Source organism: Spirosoma panaciterrae DSM 21099, from assembly GCF_000374025.1.
Lineage (GTDB): Bacteria > Bacteroidota > Bacteroidia > Cytophagales > Spirosomataceae > Spirosoma > Spirosoma panaciterrae.
This window is the reverse complement of record NZ_KB893179.1, coordinates 79,632-104,562: the sequence shown is the minus strand read 5'-3', so window position 1 is coordinate 104,562 and position 24,931 is coordinate 79,632. Positions and strand designations below refer to the sequence as shown.

The following is a 24,931-nucleotide window of genomic DNA, read 5'->3' as shown; positions in this document are numbered from 1 at the left end:
CGAAGGCTGAAGGCAGAGTGCAAGGAGCGCGGGGCCAGGATGCGGTTATGAGCGAGTAAGTGCTCTCTTCTGCCATGCCTCCACATCGGCCCAGGTATCCAGGTCGATGGTACCCAGGTCAAAACCGACTTCGGCACAATCATCCGCATGTTGCTGTATAAGTTTACGCGCCCCCACATCGCCAGAGAGTTTCATGAAAGCCGGTCGGTAGCTCATTGAAAACAAGGCGGGTACACCTAAATGGTCAGGATTGCCATACCGACAGGCAACGATGCCTTTGCCGGTTCGTTGCTGGGTTGTAATAAGCGTTTGCAATAGCTCTGCCGTAACAAAGGGCTGATCGGTCAGAAGAACCAGAAAATAGTCGATAGAGTCTTGAGGCAAGCTGTTCAGACCAACATGTAGTGAAGAAGCTAAACCTTCCTGCCAGTTTGGATTCGTTGCAATTTGGACTGGAAGATGCTGGATTTCAGGTAGAATGAGCGACTGATTTGCACCCAGTACAACGATGACGGGCCCTGCTTCCAGCGATAATGTCGTTTGAACAATACGTTGAACCAGGGGAATGCCGTTCTGCACCAGAAGCTGTTTTGGTTGCCCACCCAATCGGCTAGAGGCACCCGCAGCCAGGATGATCGTTGCCAGATTCATGCGTCCAGCCCGACTGTACCTGCACCGATGTCTTCCAGATTGATCGATGTGCCCAGTCGGCCATACCCAGCCGCATTTCCCGAAACCCGTTCATGAATGGGGCCCGTCTTGTCCTTCAGAAAGCTACCCGTCCGTTTGGTGAAGAATGCTTTTACTTCGGCGATGATGGAAAGGGCAATTTCGTCGGGTGTTTCGGCACCTAAATCCAGCCCAATCGGTGAATGCACACGGTTCAACTGAGCTTCTGAGAAAGACAACCGATCTTTGGCAAACTCATCCTGCATTTTGTCGAACCGTTTTCGGGGACCCAGTATACCAATATACGGAACGTCGGTTTTAAGAAGCTCCTGCAACACCGCCCGGTCGTAGTTGAAATTGTGCGACATCAGTACGGCGGCTGTACGATCTGTAATGGTTAGTTGGTCGAGCACCACCTGCCGATCGGCGTACAGAACACAGGTAGCGGCCGGGAACCGTTTGGGCGAAAGGTGCGCAATACAGTCGTCGGTAACGGTTACCTGCCAACCCAGGTCGCGGGCGAGTTTGGCGACTGGAATGACATCGTATCCGGCGCCGAAAATGACCAATTCAATGCCCGGATCAATCCGCTCAATAAACACGTCGACCGTTTCCAGGCCAACGGTATAGCCTTTTGTTAGGGGCTTTCCCAAATCAAAGACCTCTTCCATATCGGGCTTGAGCCAGGTGGGTACCGACTCATCAGCGAATCCGGTCAGCACATACCGTTTTCCGGGGAATACATTTGTACCATCGCTTTTGAGAACCGTAGCCAGGGCACGGACGTCGCGTTTTTGGGCAAACTCTTTCAGAAAAGCGATTGGATTTTGCGCGTAGGCTGGATTAATAGGTTCAATCAGTACGTCGATAATGCCGTTGCAGCCCAGGCCTACCCCAAAGCTATTCGCCCCATCGTCCATGGTATCGTAAGTAACCACAATCGGCTGGCCATCGAGCATGACCTGCCGGGCTTTGCGTAAGGCATCTCCTTCCAGACAACCACCACTGATGGCCCCTTCCCAACGTCCGTCGTCCGTAATGAGCATTCGGGCTCCAGGCCGTCGATACGACGACCCTTCGACCCAGACGACGGTTGCCAAGGCGGCTTTTCGCTGCGAAAAATCGATCTGCTCAAAAACGTCAACAATGCGGGTTATTTCTTTCATGGTTTCAGGTTGGATGTCTGTAGGTTAGCGGTAGACCCATAAGTCCTGTTAACCCATAACCTACAGACACCAGACAATACTTTATACCTTCTCTAAATCAAACGGTAACGTACGAATTCGCTTGCCTGTGGCCGCAAATACCGCATTGGCCAGGGCAGGAGCCAGGGGTGGCAAACCGGGTTCGCCAACGCCTTTGATGGTAGGACCGCCTTCAGCCAGAATATGAACCTCTACTTCGGGCATTTCGTGGATACGTAACATCCGGTTGGCATCAAAATTCGTCTGAACCGTTCGGCCGTTAGCGAACGTAATCCCGTCTTTGGTGGCGGCTGTCAGGGCCATAGCAATGGCACCTTCTACCTGCGCCTTTACGGTATCGGGGTTAACCACCGTACCGAGGTCAATAACGCAATAGACTTTGTCAACGGTGATGCCGCCCGATTTGTTTTTCGAGACTTCGACCACCTGCCCAGCCAGACCCGCAAAGAATTCCCACTGGGCTACACCCCGACCTTTTCCAGCAGGCAGTGGTTTGTCCCAACCCGAAACCTCTTTCAGTTTGGTCATCATTCGTTTGGCGTCGGTGTCTTTGGTCAGCAAACTCAGTCGGAAAGCCATTGGGTCTTTCCCGGCTTTGTGAGCCATTTCGTCCAGAAAGCACTCGTGCGCAAAAGCAACCGTCGAACTGGTCACTGATCGCCAGTAGGTAAGTGGAATATGAATGTCTGAATGAACGTAGCGAGTACTCAGGTTTGGGATCTCATATTTCTGCTCACCCGTTCCTTCGAGCATGGTGCCGTCGGGTTTGGTTTTATCGTATTTCTCGCTCATCGTCGCGTCGATAGAGGGCGAGATAACCTTGTGCTGAAAAGCAACCGCTTTTCCATCGGCCGACAAGGCGCCACGCATAGCCGAGAATGTGAGGGGCCGGAAAGGACCCAGGCTCGTATCATCTTCCCGAGTCCAGACAACTTTTACAGGTTTGCCAACCGTTTTCGATAACAAAGCCGCTTCCGTGGCGAAATCCTGGGTAAGCCGACGGCCAAAACCGCCACCGTTAAACAGCACATGGACGGTGACATTATCGGGCGATACCTTCAATACCTTCGCAACCTCATCCTTGACCAGATCGCCCCCTTGCGTTGATACCCAAAGTTCAATTTTATCGCCGGGCTGGTAATGCGCCAAAGCGTTCATCGGCTCCATGGGAGAGTGGCTCACCATAGGGGTTTCGTAGAACGCTTCCAGCCTGGTCGGGGATTCGGCAAAGGTTTTGTCGAAATCGCCCACGTTGTGACCTACTACCCCGTCGGCCTTCTCCAGATTACGCAGGCTTTTTTCGTAGTCGGCTGAGTTAAACGTATCATGATGCTGATGATCCCACTGAATCTTGAGAGCTTTCCGACCCTGTAACGCGGCCCAGTAATTATCGGCCAGAACGGCAACGCCTTCGTAGTGGTTCTTTCCCATGATCCGCTCCACTTTCACGGCTTTCTGAACGCCTTTGACCTTCAGTGCCTGAGCAGCGTCGAAGCTAACGAGTTTGCTACCCAGCACCGGGCACCGTTCGATGGACGCGTACAGCATACCCGCCACTTTGGCATCCATACCGAACTTCGCCTGGCCATTCACCTTTGGTGGTACATCGGGCCGGGGAATCGACTTGCCCAGCATCGTGAACTGTTTGGGATCTTTCAGTTTCGGCTCTTTCGGTACAGGAAGTTTAGCAGCTGTTTCGGCCAGTTGCCCGTAGGTTAGTTTTTTGCCGGAAGGTTTGTGAACAACGGTCGCATTATCGGCATAGCATTCGTCTGCGGGTACGTTCCACTGGTCGCTGGCGGCTTTGATGAGCATCTCGCGGGCCGAAGCGCCAACCTTCCGCATCTGCGTATAGCCACCCCGGATGGAGCCGCTACCGCCCACCGCCTGCGACCACATACCACCATACTTCTTCTCGCCACCCGTTTGCCGAATAATGACTTTGTCAAGCGGCACTTCCAGCTCTTCGGCAATCAGTGCCGGAACCGACTGGAATGTACCCTGACCAATTTCGGGACGGGGGTTCATCAGGGTGATCTGTCCCGATTTATCGATCAGTACATAGGGCGTTAACTCGGCCGATTCGGCCAGCAGCGTTTCGGGCTGGGCCAGTCCAGGCTGGGTACTCAGGTTATGGACCGGGCTCGCCAGCAGATCGGTGTTCGAAAGGCCCAGCGCAAAGGTGGCTCCCGTCAATCCGGCTGCTCTCAGAAAAGCCCGACGGGAGGGGTTCGATTCGGATTGTTTCGGATTATGGCTCATCGTTCACCGATTTTAGGGGCGGATTTGGGTAGTTTGGGAGCGGAGGTCATTTCGGCCGATGCCGTATGAATGGCCTGACGGATTCGATTGTAGGTACCACAGCGGCAGATGTTTCCCTGCATGGCGGCATCAATATCGGCGTCGGTTGGTTTGGGGGTCTGTTTCAGTAAGGCCAGTGCCGACATGATCTGGCCCGACTGGCAATAGCCACACTGCGGCACCTGATGTTCGATCCAGGCTTTTTGAACCGGATGGTCGCCATTTTTCGAAATACCTTCGATGGTCGTGATTTTATGACCCGCAGCCGCCGAGACCGGAAAACTACAGGAACGGATCGGGTTGCCATCCAGATGCACTGTACAGGCTCCGCATTGCGCAATACCACAGCCAAATTTAGTGCCTGTTAGCCCGACAACATCCCGAATGGCCCAGAGTAAGGGCATTTGAGGATCAATGTCCAGTGTATGCGCCTGATTATTAATCGTTAGCTTTACCGCAGCCATAACGAATAAGGATAGGGGTTAAAAATGCGTTTATAGACGGAAAGATACAAAAATATAGCTGAAACGTAATCCGTTTTGGGCAACAGCGGGTGTGTGACCGGGCCAGGGATTTTAATTAGTGAGTTACTGGCGTTACCAAAATGACAGAAAGCGTTTTAACTTTCCCCCATGACTTTTCCTGAACAATTAACGACCTACTTCCAGACCATTGCCGAAGAGTGCATTTTAGGACTATCGCTCGACTGTGTCATCTTCGGTTTTCATGATACCCGGCTAAAGGTGTTACTACTACGCTGGAAAGATACCAACGAGTGGTGTTTACCGGGCGGATTTATCTACAAGGACGAATCGGTCGATACGGCTGCCGAACGGGTATTACGCGAACGGACTGGCCTGGCTCAGATTTATCTTCAGCAATTTCATTTATTTGGTGAAGCCGTTCGGTACGATTGGCAGGATACCTGGCAACGGCAGCAAATTCCCTTCCCATTTGGCAGTCGATGGCCCAAGCGGACGATATCGGCAGGTTATTACGCACTGGTCGACTATACGAAAGTGACACCTACCTTCGATTTTATGTCGGACGAATGTAGTTGGTGGGATGTGGGTGAACTGCCCTCGTTGCTCTACGATCACCGGGATATAGTGGAGGTAGCCCTCAAAACGATTCGGCTTCAACTAAACTGGCAACCCATTGGCCTAAATCTGATGCCCGAAAAATTTACGATTCCTGAGCTACAGCGCCTATACGAAGCGGTACTGGGCCGGGTACTGGATGCTCGCAATTTTCATAAGAAGATAACCGGATTAAACATCCTGAAACGGCTCGGCGAACGCCGGACAGGAGCCCCCCACAAGGCCCCTTACCTCTATCAGTTCGATGCGGAAAACTACCAGAAAGCACTCGTAAACGGAAATCTGATTTTCATTTAACGGGTTGTCTGTGAGTAGCCCTCTCTAACTCGTGGTCTGAGTGAGCCAACATTCATACGTAATGCGCAGTTGTTTCCATGAATACAACAATGATTATATGGACACAAATGCAAATTCTGCGCAGGAGTTAGGGCTTGGCGTGATTGGAATGGGTGGGTTCGGCCTGTTTGCCGTTCAACAGTTTTTGCAGGTTGGTTTCCCCGATGGCCTTCATGCCCGGCTGGTTGCCATTGCCGGATCAAAGCGGGAGGAAGCAGCTACGGTTGCCAAACGGTTTGGGGCAGAACAACTTGGTAGTTTGGAGGAACTGGTCAATCATCCTGAGGTCGACATTGTTTATATTGCTACGCCCCCATTTCTGCATTATGAGCAGGCTATGCTGGCATTGAATGCGGGCAAGCACGTGATCTGCGAGAAGCCGCTGGCTATGAATCCCGAACAGGGGCAGGAAATGATCGATACCGCCCGGCAAAAGGGGCTGTTGATGGTGACGAACCTGATGCAGCGATACAATCCTATGTTTGCCCGAATCAAGCACCTGATCGATAAAAAACTGCTGGGGGATTTTCTGCATGGGTATTTCGAAAATTATGCGGGCGATGAAGGGCTTTCTCCCGAACACTGGTTCTGGGACCGTAGCAAAAGCGGAGGTATTTTCATCGAGCACGGCGTCCACTTCTTCGACATGTTTGCCGGATGGCTTGGTGAAGGTATTGTTAAAGCGGCTCAGGTAGTAAAGCGACCCCATAGCGCTGACCTAGAAGATCAGGTGCAGGCAATTGTTGAATATGGTGACGACGAGAGCGGCCGGAAACTAGTTAACTTCTATCACGGGTTTACTCAGACAGGTCGTATGGATCGGCAGGAAATGCGGCTCCTTTTCGAACGTGGCGATATTACACTGTTCGAATGGGTACCAACCCGGATGATTATGCGGTGTGCAGTCGATGAAGAAACGACGCGTGCGCTTATGGACTTATTTCCGGGGGCACAATTGAACGTTACAGCCAATATAGGTGGCAAAGACAGACCGTTACGCGGCCGCCACAAAACCTTCGATGCGTATCAGCAGATCGAACTTCGCTTTGGCTTTGGCGATGAAAAGCAGCACATCTACAGTGAATTACTCCGGCTCATGTTTCAGGATCAGCTTCGGGCGATTCACTATCCGGGTACGCATCGCATTATTCAGGAAGAGAATGGGCTGGAATCGCTGAAAACGGCAACAATCGCTGACCAACTGGCGCGCCGATAAGATAACCCGCTAGCGATTAGGTGGTTTTAATTATTAAAAAATTTAAAAAACTTAGTCTTGAGCACAAAGAGTGCTGCAAACTGCTTAAAATTTTGCGACATTTGCGGCTGCTAAACCATCTTTCTCCGCATAACGCATGATCACGGAGTCAACTATTCTCGACAATCCAGACGGCTTGTCGTCGAGTGCAACACCCTCAGGTGGCCCTATCCAATCGGCCATCACGTATGAAAAAATTCCCACCCATATCTACGCTGATGCGAAAGACGCATCGCGGGCTGTGGCACAGGAAATTGCTGATCTGATTCGCAAGAAGCAAAGCGAAGGTAAACCCTGCGTATTGGGGTTGGCAACTGGCTCATCGCCTAAAACGGTCTATGCCGAACTGATTCGGATGCACCGGGAAGAAGGGTTGAGCTTTCATAACGTAGTTTCATTCAATCTGGATGAGTACTACCCAATGGAGCCCGATTCGATCCAAAGCTACTGGCGGTTTATGCGGGAGCAGTTGTTCGATCATGTCGATATTCCACAGGGAAACTACCACGTGCCCGACGGAACTCTTCGGACCGATAAAGTAGCAGAGTTTTCAAAACAGTACGAAGCCGCTATCGAAGCAGCGGGTGGACTGGATTTTCAGCTGCTGGGTATTGGCGGTAATGGCCACATTGGATTCAACGAACCGGGGTCGCTCATCAACTCGCATACCCGCTTGATGATGCTCGATAACTCGACGCGGGCAGCCGCATCGGTCGATTTTGGTGGCCTGGCCAAAACGCCCCGAAAAGCCATTACGATGGGGGTAGCGAGTATTTTGAGCGCCCGGCGAGTCGTATTGTTAGCCTGGGGTGAGCGTAAAGCTCCTGTTATTCGAGGTGCTGTAGAAGGTCTTGTTACGGAACTGAACCCTGCATCGTACCTGCAAACGCATCCAAACTCCTTGTTTGTGATCGACGAAGCAGCTGCGTCGGAGTTGACCCGCATGAAAACACCCTGGTTGGTGGATTCGGTTGTTTGGGACAACAAAATGAAGAAAAAGGCGGTCACCCATCTTTCATTGACCTTGGGAAAACCCGTTCTGAAACTGACCGACCGGGATTACAACGACAACGGGATGAGCGACCTGCTGGCCCAGTATGGTCAGGCTTACGACATCAATATCGACGTTTTCAATCAGCTTCAGCATACCATTACGGGCTGGCCCGGCGGAAAGCCGAATGCCGACGATACCAACCGTCCTGAACGGGCATTACCGGCGCATAAGCGTTGCCTGATTTTCAGCCCGCACCCCGACGACGACATTATTTCGATGGGCGGTACGTTCCAGCGTCTGCGCGATCAGGGGCATGAAGTTCACATAGGCTATCAGACCTCGGGCAACATTGCAGTAGCGGATGACGAAGCCCTGCGTTTTGCCGACTATGTGGTTGATTTTAACGCGAAGTTTGGTATCAATAGCCCCGAAGCCACCCGGATTTTCCATGATGCGGCTGCTTCGTTGCGCGAGAAAAAAGACAGTGAAGTTGATACCCCCGAAGTACGTTATGTAAAAGGACTTATTCGAATGGGTGAAGCCAAATCGACCTGTCGGTTTGTGGGTATCCCGGTCGAGAATGCGCATTTTATGAATATGCCTTTCTACGAAACCGGAACGGTAGCGAAAAAGCCGATCAGCGAAGAAGATATTAAGATTACGATGGACTTGATCGAAAAAATTAAGCCTCATCAAATCTACGCGGCTGGTGATCTGGCCGACCCACACGGTACACACAAAGTTTGTCTGGATGCGGTTATGGAAGCGGTTCGCCGTCTGAAGCATAAGAATTTCATGAAAGACTGCTGGGTATGGCTCTACCGAGGTGCCTGGGCCGAGTGGGATATTCACGAAATCGAAATGGCCGTACCCATGTCGCCCGATCAGGTAATGAAAAAGCGGTTGGGTATTTTCAAACACCAGTCGCAGAAAGATGGCGTGGTGTATCAGGGTACCGACTCGCGGGAGTTCTGGCAACGGGCCGAAGAACGAAACAGTGCCACCGCCGGTCTTTACAACCGACTCGGCCTTGCCGAATACGAAGCCATGGAAGCCTTTGTTCGCTGGCGCTTCTAAGAAAATAAAGTCAATAAAAAGCCCCTCTCTGCATAAGGAGGAGCTTTTTTATATTTATTGGTATGGCCTTTCAGGGCGTAATCAGGGTTAAAGACGACCCAAGGCTGACCTGTTTCCTGGCCTGGTTAACCTCAATTTTTAACCCAATCACAGTTAGTACATAAAGCGCCGAAACAACTAAAGGAAGTATTGTAAAGCGGTCGTCAGGAAGTAAATACCAGCAAGCGACTACGAGTATCGTTCTGAGCAGGGCATGGAGCTGGCATACTTTACTGGAATATACCCAGCCAATAATGGGCCAGTGTATGCCCATACCAATTGCCAGACACAAGGGTACCAGCGATTTGTCGATACTGCTGGCCGGGATAGTAATACCCCAGCTCAACATCATGGAAAAAAGGGCGTAAGGGATCAGCCCTGATAAGGGATTTTTTACCATCAAATTTGCCTTAAATGGCTTTTGCAGGGCAAGCCCTAATGGAAAAAGTAAGCCACTGGTACAGTAAGCTACAAATGTCCATTGATTAGGTTTTAAGTAAAAGCCTGCAACGGCTAAGGCCGCCCAGTAGATAGCTCCGGCCACTGGTAAAGAAATTCCCGCATTTGCACTGACGAAAAACTGCCGTTTCTGATTTAATAAGTCCTGGTTAAAATCCATTTGATTCAAGCGCTCTTTAACTAATCGCACTACCAAATATAGAGCACATTCAGCCTTTTTAATGTAAAAAGACCGATAGAATGGCCTATATAGATCATAAATAGCCATTTTACACCGATGAAATGAACAGCCTGTAGTAGATAAAAAGGCTTCATCAAAACACACGAAAAAATTTAAAGTGTAGGCTCAGTACCTGTTATAATATAGTTTTTGAATATACTTGCATAAAATATATTGTAGTTATATTATAATGGGTAATTGTTAGAAAGATGACCAGACAGAACAAACAGAAAACGCTTCGATTATTTGCCTTACATGAGTTTATTGTCGATCACTTTACAAAGTCAGACTGGATCAAAGTCGGTTATCTGACCGACAGCCTGGAACTGATCGAAGATCATCCGCGTCTGTTACGCAGTCTGGATTTTAAAGATGATGATTATGAGGGGAATAGCTTACAGGTACTCTCTAAATTAATGAGTGAGAGTATTAGCAATTTGTATGAAATAGAGCGGTTTATTGAAACCAAGAAGGCATTGTTGGGGCGAAGTACCCGTATCGCTCCTGATTTTGTGTCGACCATTCAGGCTAGTGTTCCAGATCGGGTTATAACTTTTGCGCCCGATGTGTTTCGAATTCCGGATAAACCCATCGATAGTAATTCGCTGGCGGTCATGATGCCGTTCGAAAACCGTTTTTCGGGAACATACACGGCTATTCGGAATGTGTGCGCCAAACTGAAGATTGATTGCCAGCGGGCCGACGATATCTGGGATAACAGCATTCTGATCCAGGACGTTTTCGATCTGATTTTCACGGCCCAGGTGGTGATTACCGATTTTACGGATCGCAATCCGAATGTGTTTTACGAAACCGGAGTGGCGCATACGCTGGGGAAACTGGTTATTCCTATTACGCAGTCAGTAGCTGATATTCCGTTCGATTTACGGCATCACAGGGCACTCACCTACCTGCCCAACACAGAAGGGCTGTTGAAACTCGAAAAAGATCTGGAAAAAAAGCTGGCCAAAGTGTTTGGTTGATTGGGCCTAAGGTTATGTATTTTTCCCCGCTTTTTGCTTTACCTTTAGCTAGCTATTCTTTTTAACGATGTACGTAAAACCTGCCCTGACCGACTCGGCCAATTCTGCAAAACAAACGGGCTCAAATCGGTTGCTTTCACTCGATTTTTTTCGCGGCCTTACGGTCGCAGCCATGATTTTGGTGAATAATCCAGGCGATTGGGGGCATATATACGCACCACTTGAACATGCTACCTGGAATGGCTGGACACCTACCGACCTGATCTTCCCTTTCTTCCTGTTTATCGTTGGGGTTTCTATTACGTTTGCACTGGGAGGCAAGGCAGGCGCGGGTAAGGGGGCTATTCAAAAAATAGTGAAGCGTAGCATCACCCTGTTTCTGCTGGGGTTGTTCCTGAATTTTTTCCCAAGATTCGATATCTCGACGGTTCGTATTCTGGGTGTATTGCAGCGGATCGCTATCGTCTATCTGGTCTGTTCGCTGATCTTTTTAAAAACCACCCATCGGCAGCAAGTGTATATTTTGTGTAGCCTACTGGTCGGGTATTGGCTAGCGATGACGTTGATCCCCGTACCGGGCGTGGGTTACGCCAATCTGGAACCTGAGACAAATCTGGCAGCCTGGCTGGACCGTATTATCCTGACTCCTGCTCATGTCTATAAACCGGCCAAAGTGTGGGATCCCGAAGGGCTGTTCAGTACAGTTCCTGCCATAGGAACAGGTATACTGGGTATGTTGACGGGAAACTGGCTAAAAGCCAATCGGGCCGTATCCGAAAAAGCAGCCTGGCTTTTCGCCGTTGGTTGCCTGACCCTGTTTGGAGGGTTAATCTGGAACGGGTTCTTTCCAATCAACAAAGCGCTGTGGACCAGTTCGTATGTACTTCTGGCGGGAGGATTGGCCATGTTGGTTCTGGCGTTATGCTACTGGCTGATTGACGGGCAGGCTAAAGCGCAGCATTACCGCTGGGCTATCTTGCCGTTTGTAGCGTTTGGGGTGAATGCCATCACGGTCTTCTTTTTGTCGGGGCTGATTCCACGCATCATGAATTTAATCCATGTAGCAAAGCCCGACGGAACCGAAGTTGGTCTGAAAGACTATCTCTACCGAACTTTTATTGCTGTTCCTTTTACAGATCCAACCAATGCCTCACTGGCCGGAGCGCTGACTTTTGTGTTGATCTGGTTCGGTATTTTGTGGTGGCTCTACCGTAAAAATGTCATTATTAAAGTCTAAGGACTGGTTATCGGGTTTTATCTTCCAGGGCAATTCGGATTAGGTCAACGGTATTTTTTACTCCCACTTTGCGGATAATGCTGGCCCGTTGGTTGGCTACGGTGTTGGGGCTGATGCCAAATCGATCCGCAATTTCGGGACTACTCATACCGTCGATCAGGCAGGTCAGAATCTGGGCTTCCCGAGCCGTAATTCTGTTCCAGATGGAGGGGCCTTTAGGCTGACTGGTACTTACTTCATGTTTTCGTTGAATTGAATTGGGGAGTACCAGATGGCGGATAATAACCGATGACGCGTTCGGAGGATAGTACAAATCCCCATCGACCACGGTCCGAACGGCCTTTAAAATTTCTTCCTGCCCCGTATCTTTTAGCAGATAGCCAGCAGCCCCATGCTGAACAGCTTTCAGAATATAGTCGGGATTGTTGTGCATACTGAATAGCAGCGTCCGCACCCTGGGGTACTTTTCGGATACAACCTTCAGCGTATCGATGCCCGACATGCGGGGCATGGTAATGTCGAGCAGTAAGACATCCGTATCGACGCCCGACAGTAGAGCAACGGCTTCATCGCCATCGGATGCCTCGCCAACGATCTGAATGTCAGGCTCGTCTTCCAGGAGCATCCGAATTCCTTTTCGGACTACAGAGTGGTCGTCGGTGACAAGAACACGTATCGACATAGCATTAAGGTTTACGGTTTTAGTTTATCAGGTTGATGATTACCTCGACGGTTGTTCCTTTTTTGGGTTTAGACCTGATCGTCAACGTTCCATCAAGAAGTTGGGCGCGGGTCCGCATATTCTCCAGACCATTGACGATCAGCGATGAGTTTTCCATAGAACGAACCGCTTTCGGTGTGAAGCCCTTGCCATCGTCCTGCACAGAAAGCACTAATTTATGCCGATCCTGTTGAAGATGGATACGAATCGTTTGTGCATTGGCATATTTTACGGCATTGTGCAGCGCTTCCTGTGCAATACGATACAAACTGATCTCCATTGTGGGGCTTAATCGGGCAGCATCGTGGGGGCCGTTAAACACAATATCGATGCCCGACGAACGAGTGGTCTGTTCGGCCAATAACTGTAGGGTTGGTCCTAACCCGAAATCGCTGAGGGTAGAGGGCATCAGATTGTACGATACCTGACGCGTAGTCTGAATAATGTCGGCGATAAGATCGCAAAGCTCGGCAAACCGCTGACGTTGTTTATCATCGTCCATTGAGCTGGATTTTAGCTTTTCGGCGTGGAGTTTTATGCCGGTCAGCATCTGGCCGATGCCATCATGCAGTTCGCGGGCAAACCGACGTCTTTCTTCTTCCTGGCCTTCCAATAGCGCTGCCGAACGGACCCGATCTTCGGCCCGGATAAGCTGATATTTTTCTTCTGTAGTGCGCACCAATTCCTGTTGCGTATCCAGTAGTTTTTGGTTCGTAAAAGCCAGGTTCTGGTTCGTTGCTTCCAATGCGTGGTTCGTAATTTCCAGTCGCTGGTTTGTGCGTTGTAACGACTGTTCGGACCTCGCCAGTCGGCTGATAACGGCTTTTGTGTGATTGACGACGGGTCGAAAAATGAATAACCCCTCAATCAATAGAGTTAACAAGGTGCAGGCTGTCAGTAGCCATTCAATTCGTTCGAGTGTACGGACGCGCTCAACGCTTTCGGTATCGAATTGAAAAACGATGTCGTTCATTTGCTGCAAAAACGACAACTCGTTCTGAAGAACTACCTGTAAGGCCTTTTTATGTTCGGCAGGTGGTGATTGTGATGCATTGATTCGGTTAAAGCCTTGATACATAGCCTGGAAATACGGCTCGATATGGTCGAACATGCTGTCGAGGGTCGCACTTTTCCGGACAGCATACTCTTTTTCCATCTGTAATTTTCCTCCTCGTAGCTGATTGTGGGTTTGATGCCAGTCGCGTAGCAATGAATCGAACGAAGCGGTATCCGTTGCTTCAATACCTTCAGCCCTCAGAATGGCCAGTTTGGTAAGCCGCTGACTAAGCATTCGTTGTCGCCCGGCTACGTTGACTATCCGCCCATCGTCATAATGATTGCTCAACGTACGTTTGATAAACCAAAGCCCTCCCAGCGATAGCATCGCAATGACCATGAGGGCGATTACATAAAATCGGGTCAGTCGGCTGGCAACCTGTTGATCGAGTTGAGTCATCGTAAGAGGGGAAGTTTGACGCCTGTAATTAAGTTGGGTAAAGCAACCTTATACCTTCAACCTGATAGCCTCTGGATGGTAAAGTATAAAAAAACGCATTTATGTCCAACGTACCGTATCTCCGACGCGAAAGCATTGAGCCCTTCCAGCAAACCGCCAATGATGCGTTGGTTGTTCATCAATGGTAATAGATACCAATGAGCCGGTTAGAGAGCCACTGGAAACTGGCTAAAGATTACGAACGATGGCATCAGTACAAGTTTCGGCTGGATTGCTCATCTTAGGCGAATGAATAAACAGCCATCAGCTAACGTAAACAGCTTCTCAATGAAAATGCGTAATATAAAGCTGTGAATCAGCATGTCCACGAACTAAAACGGCAAATAGAACGCATTCTGCACTGGGAACCCTCGTCACACTGGCGATTGCGCGACTTCGTACACTTAAGTGAACTTGTGTTGAGCCAGACTAATCACGAGTTGAACGTGGAAGATTTACAGGCGTTCTGGCAGTTGTCGGAGGTTCCGTCGAAAGCGTTTTTAGACACCCTTACGCATTTTATCGATTATGAAGGCTGGGACGATTTCTGCCACCGAAATCAGGTGAGTGCAATGGTGCCCGTCAGGCCCGATGCGTTTCATGTCCGCAGTTGGGAAATTCCAGCGCGGTGGATTATTATTATCTGCTGGTTATCAGTCATGGTATCGATTGTCGTTGCTATTTTGCTAATCGGACACCGATAAACGATTCAACCGGATAACTCGTTATAATTTAGTAATCAATTAACCCGCCTGCTACGGCCCACTAAATGGTACGTTTTCCTGTTTTACTTAACCTGCTTTGTGGTGCATCGCTGGTCATTGCCCAGCCTGTGCCAAAACCCAAAACCGTTGCTAAACCAACAACATCGTCGGCTGCCAGCTTTAAGTTGAACAGCCCCATTCCGGTCGATCCAGCCGTAAAAGTGGGTAAGCTGCCCAATGGCCTGACCTATTACATCCGCAAGAATGCCGAGCCTAAAAACCGGGCCGAACTTCGGTTGGTCATTCGGGTAGGTTCGGTACTGGAAACCGATAACCAACAGGGGCTGGCGCACTTCATGGAACATATGGAGTTCAATGGCACAAAGAATTTCCCGAAAAACGAACTGGTCAATTATCTGCAATCGGCGGGTGTTCGCTTTGGTGCCGACCTGAATGCCTACACGGGTTTCGATGAAACCGTTTATCAACTTCCCGTTCCGACCGACTCCATCAATGTATTCAACAAAGCCTTTCAGATTCTGGAAGACTGGGCGCATAATGCTACTATTGATCCGGCCGAAGTAGATAAAGAGCGGGGCGTTGTGCTGGAAGAGCGACGTCTGGGCCGGGGAGCGGGTCAGCGGATGCGCGACAAGTACTTTCCCGCGCTGCTCAACAATTCACAGTATTCCAAACGACTGCCCATCGGTACAGAACAGGTGCTGACGACCTTCAAAACCGAAACCCTCCGGCAGTTTTATCATGACTGGTACCGGCCTGATCTGATGGCTGTTGTAGCCGTTGGCGATTTCGATGTGAAACAGGTCGAAGGCATTATTCGGGAGAAGTTCGGGCGCATTCCAGTTGTAAAAAATCCCAGACCACGCACCGAGTACGACATTCCGGCGCATAAAGATACCAAAGTGGTGATAGTGACCGATCCTGAGCAGCCCAACACCGTGATTCAGGTAATTTACAAGCGGCCCGAAATTAAGGAGAAAACTCTGAACGATTTGCGGGAGAGCATTAAGCGGGGTCTGTTCAATACTATGCTCGGCAATCGGATTCAGGAGTTGACCCAACAGGCCAATCCGCCCTTTCTGGGAGGGTACAGCAACTACGGCGATTTTCTAGGTAATCTGGATGCTTTTACGTCGATTGCCGTTGCCAAAGGTGGGAATGTAGAGCAGGCAATCCGGGCTGTATTGAACGAAAATGCCCGTGTGAAGCAGTTTGGCTTTACGGCTACAGAATTAGAACGGGCCAAGCAGGAATTCATGACCAGCGTAGAGCAGGCGTATAGTGAACGCAACAAAACCCGCTCGTCGAGCTTTGTGAACGACTACGTGCAGAATTTTACGGAGAAAGAGCCCTATACCAGCATCGAGTTTTATTACGATTTTCTGAAAAAAGAACAGCCGGGTATCAAACTGGCCGAAGTAAATGCCCTGGTCGATCAGTTTATCCACAACGACAACCGGGCCGTTATTGTAATGGCTCCAGAGAAAGACAAGGATAAATTGCCTACCGAAGCCCAGATTCTTAGCTACATCGACGATTCGGGCAAAGGGCTAACGGCTTATGAAGACAAAACCGTTGATAGCCCATTGCTGGTAACGCAGCCGACAGCTTCACCTGTTGTGAGCGAAAAGAAGATCAGCGATATCGGTGTAACGGAATGGACGCTGAAAAATGGGGTGAAGGTAGTGCTGAAACCTACCGATTTCAAAAATGACCAGATTCTGTTTTCGGCGAATAGCTTTGGCGGCACCTCGCTCTACGACCTTAAGGATTTTCAGTCGGCCCGTTTTTCGTCTACGTTGACGGCCATGGGCGGAACGGGGGCTTATAACCAGATTCAACTGGGGAAATTTCTGGCGGGCAAACAGGTCAGTGTATTTCCGTATGTAGGCGAGTTGAGCGAAGGCGTCAATGGCAGTGCCGCGCCGAAAGACCTGGAAACGGCTTTGCAATTACTGTACAGCTATTTCACCCAGCCGCGCAAAGACCCTGATGTGGTCAAAGGCTTTCTGTCGAACCAGCGCAGTGCCTTGCAGAATCAGATCAATACGCCCACGCCACAAAAAGTATTTCAGGATACCGTCTCGGTAACGTTGGGCGGCAACAATCCCCGCCGTCAGCCACTGAAGCCCGACGATCTGGATAAAATTGATCTGGACCGCGCCTTACAAATCTATCAGGAACGTTTCGCCAACGGGGGTGACTTCCGGTTCTTCTTCGTCGGTAATTTTAAAGAGGAGCAGATCAAGCCCTTGATCGAAAAGTATCTGGGTGGCCTTCCCGGCAGCGATAAACCTGAAAAATTCAATGACCTGGGTATACGGATTCCGTCGGGACAGATCAGCAAAACGGTGTACAAGGGTCTCGATCCAAAAGCGTCGGTACAACTGGTTTATAGCGGTGATCTAAGCTGGTCGCCTGAAGTAACCACGCAACTGGATGCACTGGCCGAAGTACTCGAAATCAAACTGATTGAAAAACTCAGGGAAGAAGAAAGTGGAGTCTATGGCGTAGGAGCCAGCGCAGCTTATGCCAAGTACCCGGTGCCCCGTTATACGTTCCGTATTAATTTCGGTTGTGGGCCCGAAAACGTCGAAAAATTGATTGCCAAAACGCAGGAGCAGATTAATGAGCTAAAGAAGAATGGCGCGTTGCCAGCCGATATTGCCAAATTCAAAGCTGAAACCCGCCGGGAAACGGAAGTGCAATTAAAAGACAACCAGTTCTGGCTTGGCTACCTGCAGAACCAGTACTACAATGGCGATGCTCCCGACGAAGTACTGCATGAGAACGAACAATTAGAGAAAGTGACTGTCGAAAGTACCAAAGCGGCCGCAAACAAATACCTGGGCGAAAACTTTATCAGGCTGGTGCTGATGCCAGAAAAGAAACAGTAGAGAAGAGCCACTAAACGCTGTTTTATTAATAAAAAGCTACTGAACAGACAGTAGCTTTTTATTTTTTGCGGACACTTATAGTATCTCTTTCAGAATGATATAGGTCGCTACAGCCAGCACGAACCAGCCGAACCCTTTTTTGAGTCGATCAGGTGCAACAAAGCGGGCCAGGTACATTCCAATAAAAATACCAGCGATAGATAATCCGGTAAAAGGTAGCAGAAAATTCCAGTTCAGGTCGGTATGATGAATATCGCCCAGAAAACCCACAAACGAGTTGACGGCAATAATCAGGATAGAGGTGGCTACAGCCCGGTGTATAGTCAATCCGGCCAGCAAAACGAGCATGGGTACGATCAGAAAGCCACCACCAGCCCCAATGGTGCCCGTCAGTAGCCCTACAGAAAGGCCATCCAAGGCCAGATTACCATAGCGTGGCTTTCCGTCGGCAGCTTCCCCTTGTTCGGGCCGATCATTACGAATCATTGAACGAGCGGCCAAAATCATCACAATCGCGAAAAAGTAAAGAATTGCATCACTTTTTGAGAGCCGAAAGTGATCAAACTGAAACAAGGGGTCGGGGAGCGCAGGAACCAGAAACCGTCGGGTCAGGTAAACAGAAACAAAGGAGGGCAGCGCAAAAGCAGAGGTTATTCGTAGATCAACCTGGCTTTTCCAGACATGACTGACCGAACCGACCAATGAAGTAGAACCGACCACAAACAGTGAATAGGTTGTGGCTAATACAGGCGGAATCTGGAAAACATACACAAAAATGGGGACTGTCAGAATCGATCCCCCGCCCCCGGTCAAGCCAAGGACTATTCCGACAATGAGGGCCGAAGCATAACCGATAAGTTCCTGTGTACGCATGTGGCCACAAAAGTACACATCGTACATCAGATCATTAGTCTATAGACTAATGAAAAATGCCCTTCGGTGCGTAACCAAAGGGCATTGTAGGCTCGAAATAAACAGATGATTTATTCTTGTGGGTTGTTCAAATTGCTGTGCTTGCGGCTATAAGCGAAGTACACAATGAGGCCAATGATACACCAGACAACAAACGTAATTTTCGTATCGGTACGCAGATTCCACATCAGGTACAGGTTGGCCAGGATACCCAGTGTCGCAATAACAGGCAGGGCGGGCGTACGGTAGGGGCGTTCGAGGTTGGGCTCCTTTATACGCAACTGCCAAACGGCTCCACAGATCATAGCAAACGCGAACAGCGTCCCCGAACTGGTTAGCTGCGATACTTTGTCAATTGGGGTAATCGCGGCCACAATGGATACGATTGTACCAACGAAGATCGTGCTCTTCCAGGGCGTTTTGAAGGTTGGGTGAATGGATGCAAACAGACTTTTGGGGAGAAGACCGTCTTTGGCCATGCCTAGGAAAACGCGGGTTTGGCCCAGCATCATGACCAGCATTACTGAGGTCAGACCGGCAATGGCGGCAATCGTGATCAGGTACACCGCCCAGTTCAATCCTGCATCGGCAAAGGCCTGTGCAACAGGTGCTTTCAGGTCGAGTGTATCGTATTTAACCATACCCGTCAGTACAAGTGACACCAGAATGTAGAGGGCCGTACAGATTAGCAGCGAGGCAATGATCGCAAAAGGAACGTCTTTCTTCGGATTGATAGCTTCGCCTGCCTGCGTCGAAACCGCGTCGAAACCGATATACGCAAAGAATACAATACCAGCGGCTGTAACAATACCAGGTACGCCAAAGTGAGTTTGGCCTGTTTCGTCAATTACAGCATTAGGAATAAAGGGCGTCCAGTTGGCGGTATCGACGAAGAACGATCCGGCAATGATCACAAAAATGACCGTAGCTACTTTCAGGATCACAATCAGGTTATTGGTGCTGGCGGCTTCTTTAATTCCTTTCACAAGGATATACGTCACGACCCATACAATCAGCAGGGCTGGTAGGTTGATGGCAAACGTAAAGTCAGGAACGGCGGTACCGGCAGCGCGTAGGGCATCCGCCTTTTCGTGGGCGGTGATTGGGTCGTTCATAAGCCATATAGGCGGTTCTATATGGAATAGATGAAGAAATTTTTCAAAATATCCCGACCAGCTTACGGCCACCGTAGTAGCCCCCATCATATACTCCAGAATAAGATTCCAGCCGATGAGCCAGGCAAACAATTCACCAACGGTGCCGTAGGAATAGGCATACGCTGAGCCTTCAACGGGCAGAATTGATGCAAACTCGGCATAACACAAAGCCGCAAATGTACAGGCCACACCCGCAATGACGAAAGCTAGGGCAAGGGCAGGGCCTGCCCATTCGCGGGCAGCAATACCTGTCAATACGAAAATACCACCGCCAATAACGGCACCAATACCTAATGAGGTAAGGCCCCAGCGCGTCAATACTCGTTTTAGTTCACTTTTTTGCGCGTCAGCCGCATAGGCCGAAAGGGGCTTTTTGCGCATAACGCTGGTATCTACTGGCTTTAGTTTAGTCTCCATGTAGGAAAATAGAGTTTGGTGATTGTGTCTTTTGGAAAAAGATTCTTGGGTGAAACCGTTTGGAAAGATACGAAAAAAAAGAGCGAAAGTGCGAAAGAGTGAAAGTGCGAAAGCCATGCGGCAATTTTTTCGCTCTTTCACTCTTTCATTCTTTCACTCTTTACCTTACGATTGCGAAGGGCGAATCAAAGGCTTTTTGTCTTTCTTTTCTTTTTTCGTAGCTATAAACTCTTCAGGCGTTGCAGCGGCTTTCGTGGTGAAGTCGGCTGGAATAGCGTCGAAGCCCGTTTTCTTTTCAGCAATAGCAGGCGCTACGGTATCTTTTTCCTGATCGCGGCTCAGGGCATCAACCACAATCGGGGTGGCAACGAACAGCGATGAGTACGTACCTACGATTACGCCGATCAACATAGCGAACGAGAAGCCCCGGATGGTTTCGCCCCCAAAAATGAAGAGGACCAACAGAACCAGAATCGTTGAGAAGCCCGTAACGGCCGTACGGCTCAGTGTACTGTTTAAAGCGTTGTTGATGATGGTCGGAATGCTTTCTTTCTTGCCCCGGTTTTCGTTCAGGTACTCACGTACCCGGTCGAATACCACAACCGTATCGTTCATCGAATACCCCATGATCGTGAGCAAAGCACCAACAAAGGCCTGATCAACATCCAGCGAGAAGGGCAACAACCCGTTGAAAATCGAGAAGATAGCCAGGATAATCAACACATCGTGGAACATGGCAACCACGGCACCGTAGCCAAATGCCAGCCGCTTAAACCGGATCAGAATGTAGACAAACACGACGGCCACTGCCAGCAAAATGGACCATAATGCCGACGTCATAATATCGTTGGCGATGGTTGGACCAACTTTCTGCGAGCTTTCAATTTTAGCCGGATTCCCTTTCAGGCTGCTCAGACCCTGGTAGATAGTCGCTTCGGCCTTCTTATCCGCTCCCTGCGAATTGTCGTCGACCAGATATGGGGTCGTTATTTTCACCTGATTAGCACCGATCCCGGTACCACCGTAGGTTTTTACTTCGGGCGATGCGCCTAATACGCCTTCAAGTGCATTCCGAACCTCGTCGGTACTAACTGATTTCTCAAAACGGATAACGTATGAGCGCCCACCTTTGAAATCCACACCCAGACCGAACCCTTTGAAAATAACCGAGATAATACCGGCTGCAATAATGGCCGACGAAATCGTATAGTACAGTTTCCGGCGCGATACGAAGTCAAAATCTGAATCTTTGAACAGATTTTTGGCCCACGACGAGGTAAAGGTCAGCGTCTGACCATTGCGGATATAGTATTCCAGAATCAGTCGGGTGATGAAAATAGCTGCGAACAGTGATGTCAGAATACCGATAATCAGCGTCGTAGCAAAGCCCAGAATCAGACCCGTACCGAAAATAAAGAGTACGATACCCGTCAGGAAGGTCGTCACGTTTGAGTCGATAATCGAAGACATGGCATTTTTAAAGCCATCGGCAACGGCTACCTTAAAGGTCTTACCTTCTGCCAGTTCTTCCTTGATCCGCTCAAAAATCAGTACGTTCGCATCCACGGCCATACCAATCGAGAGTACGATACCCGCAATGCCGGGCATGGTCAGTACAGCACCCAGCGAAGCCATTACACCCAGCAGGAAGAACAGGTTGACAATCAAGGCCAGATCGGCAATGAAACCGGCCCGGTTGTAATAAAAGATTACAAATCCCAGTACCAGCAAAATCCCGACCAGAGACGACAGAACCCCGGCACTAACGGCTTCTGAACCCAGCGTAGCGCCGACAATGCTTTCCTCAACAATATTGGTTGGCGCAGGCAGTTTACCCGCTTTCAGGACGTTGGCAAGGTCTTTGGTTTCTTCAACCGTGAAATTCCCCGAGATGCTCGAACGACCATTTGGGATTTCGTTCTGTACGTTTGGTGCTGTATACACCAGATTGTCCAGCAAAATAGCAACCGGGCGACCTACGTTGGCGGCTGTCAGGTTACGCCATTTACGCGCTCCTTCTGCGTTCATGTTCATCGTCACTTCAGGACGGCCACGGTCGTCATAGTCATTGGTAGCGTCGGTAATCACATCCCCTTCGAGCGGAGCGCGTCCACCTGACTTTTTCAGGAAGTAAAGCGGCAGGATTTCTTTGCCATCCGTTGCTTTGAATGCTTTCCGATCCCAGGCAAACACGATGTCGGCCGGGAATAGGTTGCGGATCTCAGGCGTATTCAGGACGGCATTGGCCCGCGCCGTATCTTTCAGATAAACGCCCAGCTGGTCCTGGCCAACGGGTAAGAACAACTGAGTAAGCGCATTACCCTGAGCGGCTGCGGCAGCCGTATCGTTTTTCGCCTTGCTGGCCGAATCCGATTTGTTGCCCTGTGCCAATTGTGATTCCAGACTCGATGTACCCGATCCTCCTTTGGTCGCTGTACCCGAGGCAGGTGCCCCATTTTTCAGAGCGGCTTTGCGGGCCGCTTCTTCACGAAGTAGGAAAGCACCAATACCTTCGATCGCCGGAGCCAGTTCGTTCAGGCGGTACACTTCCGTAAATTCCAGTTTAGCCGCTCCAGTCAGCAGGCGACGGATACGCTCAGGGTTATCAACACCCGGTAGTTCGATCTGAATGCGGCCTGAACCCGGCAAACGCTGAATGTTTGGGTTGGCTACCCCAAATTTGTCGACCCGTGCCTGAATGATCTGATAAGCCCGCTTGATGGCATCTTCGACTTCGGTGTTCAATAATTTCCGAACTTCCGTATCCGACGACTGAAAGTTGATTTTGCTGCGGTTGGCACTGGTCGCAAAAACGGTAGCCAATTTGGTATCAGGAGCCAGTTTTTTAAATTCATCCGCAAACAGATCTACGAATTTGGCGGTGCTAGTTTTCTGATCTTCCAGAGCCAGCTTCAGGGCCTGATTGAACTTAGGGTCACGGTTATTGCCCGATAGACCGCGCAGAATGTCGGCAGGAGACACTTCCAGCACAACGTGCATACCGCCCTGTAAATCAAGGCCCAGGCCCAGCTCGCGTTCGGTTACTTCCTGAAGGGTACTGCCCAGATAAACGGGCTCTTTCCAGAGCGAATCGAGATAGTGCTGTTTTTTGTTACGGTCAACAAGTCCCTGCTTATTGGTTGCGTAAGTCTCCGCATCGGCCTTGATGCTCCGCGAGACAAAGGTAAATGACAGGAAGTAGAGGCAAATAGCCGCAATGACCCCAGTCAGAATTAGAATTCCGGTTTTGTTTTGCATTGGAAACACAGGCAAACGCCTGTTTTGACATAAATTGATTTAGAACAAAAACGACTTCAGTCAATGATATCGACTGAGAAACAGGTGGGTACTAACGAAAGGAGATAAGACCCCAGCGAAGGCTAGGGCGCATTGGTGGCAATATGATGCCCAAAGACGTGCCTGAAATACGAGAAATAGAAATGCGGCAGTGTAAAATGCTGAAGTAGCACAACGCTCAACAGCAGCAGAATCACCAGTGTCGGTTCGGGGAGCAGAAAAGCGGTCTGGCCCGATTCGCCTACTTTTATGGCAGGTGTAACGACCGCTTCAAATTGGGCCGCGCTCAGTTGGGCATTGGATGAAGGTGCATCCGTCGCTTTGCCCGATTTCGACTGTTGAGAAACCGGCTTGGGCGTCATCAACGGCTTTGCCTGAGCGGTGTTGCCATGCCCCCATATAGCTGTAAACAGCAATAGAGTAGCTAGCATCAGGCTCGAAAAGCGTTGTATGACTCGCGGTTGGTTCATAAATTTCCTTAGCGGATGACAAATTTCGTACCAATTTGCGAAGAATGCAAGTGATCGACCCGATGGGTTCCGAAAACCTGTCAGGTCAGGATAAAATAGTTAACTTGCGCGCATGAATCTGCATGAATTTATCCAATTGGCCTTAGCCGAAGATGTTGGCGATGGCGATCATACATCCCTATCGACGATTCCGGCCGATGCACAAAAACGGGCTCGATTGTTAGTGAAAGAAGCGGGCATTCTGGCTGGCGTTGAAGTAGCCAAAGCCATTTTTGCGGAAGTTGATCCAACCTTTGTGGTTGATGTACTGATGCAGGATGGAGCCAGCATCAAACCCGGCGATATTGTATTGACTGTCAGCGGAAACGCCCGGAATATACTGACGGCTGAGCGGCTGGTCCTCAACTGTATGCAACGCATGAGTGGCATTGCCACACATACCCGAGAACTGGTCAATTTGCTCGAAGGTACGCGGGCAAAGTTGCTGGATACGCGAAAAACCACCCCTAATTTCCGCATCTGTGAAAAAATGGCAACCAAGATTGGTGGAGCCGTCAATCATCGCTTCGGTCTGTACGACATGATTCTGATCAAGGACAACCACGTCGATTACGCGGGGAGTATTGAGGCCGCCATTACTCAGGCCGTTACCTATTTAAAGAATACAGGGCGTTCGCTTCGGATCGAAGTTGAGACCCGTAATCGGGCAGAGGTCGAGGAGGTATTACGGGTTGGGCAGGTGGATGTGATTTTGCTGGACAACTTTACTCCCGAAGGTATTCGCGAAATGGTCCGTCTGATCGATGGGCGGTACATAACTGAGGCATCGGGAGGCATCGATGAAACCAATCTCCGAGCGTATGCCGAAACAGGGGTTGATTTTATTTCGTCGGGTGCCCTGACGCATCAGATCAAAAGCCTGGATTTAAGCCTGAAAGCGTATTAAGGAGTCAAGTATAGTCAGG

At 49.8% G+C, this 24,931-nt stretch carries 19 protein-coding genes; 8 read left to right on the top strand and 11 right to left on the bottom strand.

All coding sequences use genetic code 11. From position 1 onward, the window contains the following. Positions 1 to 45: 45 nt before the first annotated feature. The 4 genes from B153_RS0110725 to B153_RS0110710 form a co-directional block, all read right to left on the bottom strand. Positions 46 to 651, bottom strand: coding sequence for a nucleotidyltransferase family protein (locus B153_RS0110725; protein ID WP_020596705.1), 606 nt, complete (start codon positions 649 to 651; stop codon positions 46 to 48). Further along, positions 648 to 1,835 (bottom strand): XdhC family protein, encoded by a 1,188-nt coding sequence (locus B153_RS0110720; protein WP_020596704.1) that lies wholly within the window; start codon positions 1,833 to 1,835, stop codon positions 648 to 650. The genes B153_RS0110725 and B153_RS0110720 overlap by 4 nt, the downstream gene beginning before the upstream one ends. Before the next feature lie 81 nt (positions 1,836 to 1,916). After that, a complete protein-coding gene (locus tag B153_RS0110715) occupies positions 1,917 to 4,136 on the bottom strand; it encodes a xanthine dehydrogenase family protein molybdopterin-binding subunit (RefSeq protein ID WP_020596703.1) in 2,220 nt (739 codons plus the stop codon). Continuing rightward, positions 4,133 to 4,639, bottom strand: coding sequence for a (2Fe-2S)-binding protein (locus tag B153_RS0110710; protein ID WP_020596702.1), 507 nt, complete (start codon positions 4,637 to 4,639; stop codon positions 4,133 to 4,135). Before B153_RS0110710 ends, B153_RS0110715 begins: the two co-directional genes overlap by 4 nt. A gap of 168 nt (positions 4,640 to 4,807) precedes the next feature. On the opposite strand from B153_RS0110710, the gene B153_RS0110705 reads away from it, so the two are divergent. From B153_RS0110705 to nagB, 3 genes are all read left to right on the top strand, one after another. Then, positions 4,808 to 5,572 (top strand): NUDIX hydrolase, encoded by a 765-nt coding sequence (locus tag B153_RS0110705; protein ID WP_020596701.1) that lies wholly within the window; start codon positions 4,808 to 4,810, stop codon positions 5,570 to 5,572. A gap of 97 nt (positions 5,573 to 5,669) precedes the next feature. Further along, positions 5,670 to 6,827 carry a Gfo/Idh/MocA family protein gene (locus tag B153_RS0110700; protein ID WP_020596700.1) on the top strand — a complete coding sequence of 386 codons (1,158 nt, stop codon included), beginning with the start codon at positions 5,670 to 5,672 and terminating at the stop codon, positions 6,825 to 6,827. 136 nt (positions 6,828 to 6,963) lie between these two features. Further along, a complete protein-coding gene (nagB, locus tag B153_RS0110695; RefSeq protein WP_020596699.1) occupies positions 6,964 to 8,937 on the top strand; it encodes a glucosamine-6-phosphate deaminase in 1,974 nt (657 codons plus the stop codon). A gap of 70 nt (positions 8,938 to 9,007) precedes the next feature. Here the strand turns inward: nagB and B153_RS0110690 are convergent, their stop codons facing one another. After that, on the bottom strand, positions 9,008 to 9,703 hold the full coding sequence (locus tag B153_RS0110690) for a DUF7010 family protein (RefSeq protein WP_157634637.1): 696 nt from the start codon (positions 9,701 to 9,703) through the stop codon (positions 9,008 to 9,010). Positions 9,704 to 9,864: 161 nt separating this feature from the next. Here B153_RS0110690 and B153_RS0110685 point away from each other — a divergent pair, with 161 nt between their 5' ends. After that, a complete protein-coding gene (locus B153_RS0110685; RefSeq protein ID WP_020596697.1) occupies positions 9,865 to 10,638 on the top strand; it encodes a hypothetical protein in 774 nt (257 codons plus the stop codon). Between the two features lie 67 nt (positions 10,639 to 10,705). Further along, positions 10,706 to 11,875, top strand: coding sequence for an acyltransferase family protein (locus B153_RS0110680; RefSeq protein WP_020596696.1), 1,170 nt, complete (start codon positions 10,706 to 10,708; stop codon positions 11,873 to 11,875). A 7-nt stretch (positions 11,876 to 11,882) separates the two neighbouring features. On the opposite strand, the gene B153_RS0110675 is transcribed toward B153_RS0110680, so the two are convergent. Then, entirely contained in the window at positions 11,883 to 12,557 is a 675-nt protein-coding gene (locus tag B153_RS0110675; RefSeq protein WP_020596695.1) for a response regulator transcription factor, read from the bottom strand. A gap of 19 nt (positions 12,558 to 12,576) precedes the next feature. Beyond that, positions 12,577 to 14,052 (bottom strand): ATP-binding protein, encoded by a 1,476-nt coding sequence (locus tag B153_RS0110670; RefSeq protein ID WP_020596694.1) that lies wholly within the window; start codon positions 14,050 to 14,052, stop codon positions 12,577 to 12,579. A gap of 350 nt (positions 14,053 to 14,402) precedes the next feature. Between B153_RS0110670 and B153_RS0110665 the strand changes: the two genes are divergently transcribed. Beyond that, positions 14,403 to 14,795, top strand: a complete 393-nt coding sequence (locus B153_RS0110665; RefSeq protein ID WP_026262058.1) for a hypothetical protein — start codon at positions 14,403 to 14,405, stop codon at positions 14,793 to 14,795. Positions 14,796 to 14,860: 65 nt separating this feature from the next. Further along, a complete protein-coding gene (locus tag B153_RS0110660) occupies positions 14,861 to 17,713 on the top strand; it encodes a M16 family metallopeptidase (RefSeq protein ID WP_020596692.1) in 2,853 nt (950 codons plus the stop codon). A 75-nt stretch (positions 17,714 to 17,788) separates the two neighbouring features. Here the strand turns inward: B153_RS0110660 and B153_RS0110655 are convergent, their stop codons facing one another. From B153_RS0110655 to B153_RS0110640, 4 genes are all read right to left on the bottom strand, one after another. Then, positions 17,789 to 18,586: a sulfite exporter TauE/SafE family protein gene (locus tag B153_RS0110655; protein WP_020596691.1), complete on the bottom strand. Its 798-nt coding sequence runs from the start codon at positions 18,584 to 18,586 to the stop codon at positions 17,789 to 17,791. 110 nt (positions 18,587 to 18,696) lie between these two features. Continuing rightward, the gene (locus B153_RS0110650) at positions 18,697 to 20,199 is read right to left on the bottom strand and encodes an APC family permease (RefSeq protein WP_020596690.1); all 1,503 of its coding nucleotides are present in this window, start codon (positions 20,197 to 20,199) and stop codon (positions 18,697 to 18,699) included. 165 nt (positions 20,200 to 20,364) lie between these two features. Then, complete coding sequence (secDF, locus tag B153_RS0110645) at positions 20,365 to 23,457, bottom strand: protein translocase subunit SecDF (RefSeq protein WP_020596689.1); 3,093 nt, start codon at positions 23,455 to 23,457, stop codon at positions 20,365 to 20,367. Between the two features lie 122 nt (positions 23,458 to 23,579). Next, positions 23,580 to 23,966, bottom strand: a complete 387-nt coding sequence (locus tag B153_RS0110640) for a hypothetical protein (protein ID WP_157634636.1) — start codon at positions 23,964 to 23,966, stop codon at positions 23,580 to 23,582. A gap of 112 nt (positions 23,967 to 24,078) precedes the next feature. On the opposite strand from B153_RS0110640, the gene nadC reads away from it, so the two are divergent. Beyond that, positions 24,079 to 24,912, top strand: coding sequence for a carboxylating nicotinate-nucleotide diphosphorylase (nadC, locus tag B153_RS0110635; protein WP_020596687.1), 834 nt, complete (start codon positions 24,079 to 24,081; stop codon positions 24,910 to 24,912). Positions 24,913 to 24,931: the final 19 nt, after the last annotated feature.

Excerpts from the sequence above, each read along its gene's own strand:
- B153_RS0110725 (WP_020596705.1), bottom strand. The coding sequence starts at position 651 with ATGAATCTGGCAACGATCATCCTGGCTGCGGGTGCCTCTAGCCGATTG.
- B153_RS0110720 (WP_020596704.1), bottom strand. The coding sequence starts at position 1,835 with ATGAAAGAAATAACCCGCATTGTTGACGTTTTTGAGCAGATCGATTTT.
- B153_RS0110715 (WP_020596703.1), bottom strand. The coding sequence starts at position 4,136 with ATGAGCCATAATCCGAAACAATCCGAATCGAACCCCTCCCGTCGGGCT.
- B153_RS0110710 (WP_020596702.1), bottom strand. The coding sequence starts at position 4,639 with ATGGCTGCGGTAAAGCTAACGATTAATAATCAGGCGCATACACTGGAC.
- B153_RS0110705 (WP_020596701.1), top strand. The coding sequence starts at position 4,808 with ATGACTTTTCCTGAACAATTAACGACCTACTTCCAGACCATTGCCGAA.
- B153_RS0110700 (WP_020596700.1), top strand. The coding sequence starts at position 5,670 with ATGGACACAAATGCAAATTCTGCGCAGGAGTTAGGGCTTGGCGTGATT.
- nagB (WP_020596699.1), top strand. The coding sequence starts at position 6,964 with ATGATCACGGAGTCAACTATTCTCGACAATCCAGACGGCTTGTCGTCG.
- B153_RS0110690 (WP_157634637.1), bottom strand. The coding sequence starts at position 9,703 with ATGGCTATTTATGATCTATATAGGCCATTCTATCGGTCTTTTTACATT.
- B153_RS0110685 (WP_020596697.1), top strand. The coding sequence starts at position 9,865 with ATGACCAGACAGAACAAACAGAAAACGCTTCGATTATTTGCCTTACAT.
- B153_RS0110680 (WP_020596696.1), top strand. The coding sequence starts at position 10,706 with ATGTACGTAAAACCTGCCCTGACCGACTCGGCCAATTCTGCAAAACAA.
- B153_RS0110675 (WP_020596695.1), bottom strand. The coding sequence starts at position 12,557 with ATGTCGATACGTGTTCTTGTCACCGACGACCACTCTGTAGTCCGAAAA.
- B153_RS0110670 (WP_020596694.1), bottom strand. The coding sequence starts at position 14,052 with ATGACTCAACTCGATCAACAGGTTGCCAGCCGACTGACCCGATTTTAT.
- B153_RS0110660 (WP_020596692.1), top strand. The coding sequence starts at position 14,861 with ATGGTACGTTTTCCTGTTTTACTTAACCTGCTTTGTGGTGCATCGCTG.
- B153_RS0110655 (WP_020596691.1), bottom strand. The coding sequence starts at position 18,586 with ATGCGTACACAGGAACTTATCGGTTATGCTTCGGCCCTCATTGTCGGA.
- B153_RS0110650 (WP_020596690.1), bottom strand. The coding sequence starts at position 20,199 with ATGGAGACTAAACTAAAGCCAGTAGATACCAGCGTTATGCGCAAAAAG.
- secDF (WP_020596689.1), bottom strand. The coding sequence starts at position 23,457 with ATGCAAAACAAAACCGGAATTCTAATTCTGACTGGGGTCATTGCGGCT.
- B153_RS0110640 (WP_157634636.1), bottom strand. The coding sequence starts at position 23,966 with ATGAACCAACCGCGAGTCATACAACGCTTTTCGAGCCTGATGCTAGCT.
- nadC (WP_020596687.1), top strand. The coding sequence starts at position 24,079 with ATGAATCTGCATGAATTTATCCAATTGGCCTTAGCCGAAGATGTTGGC.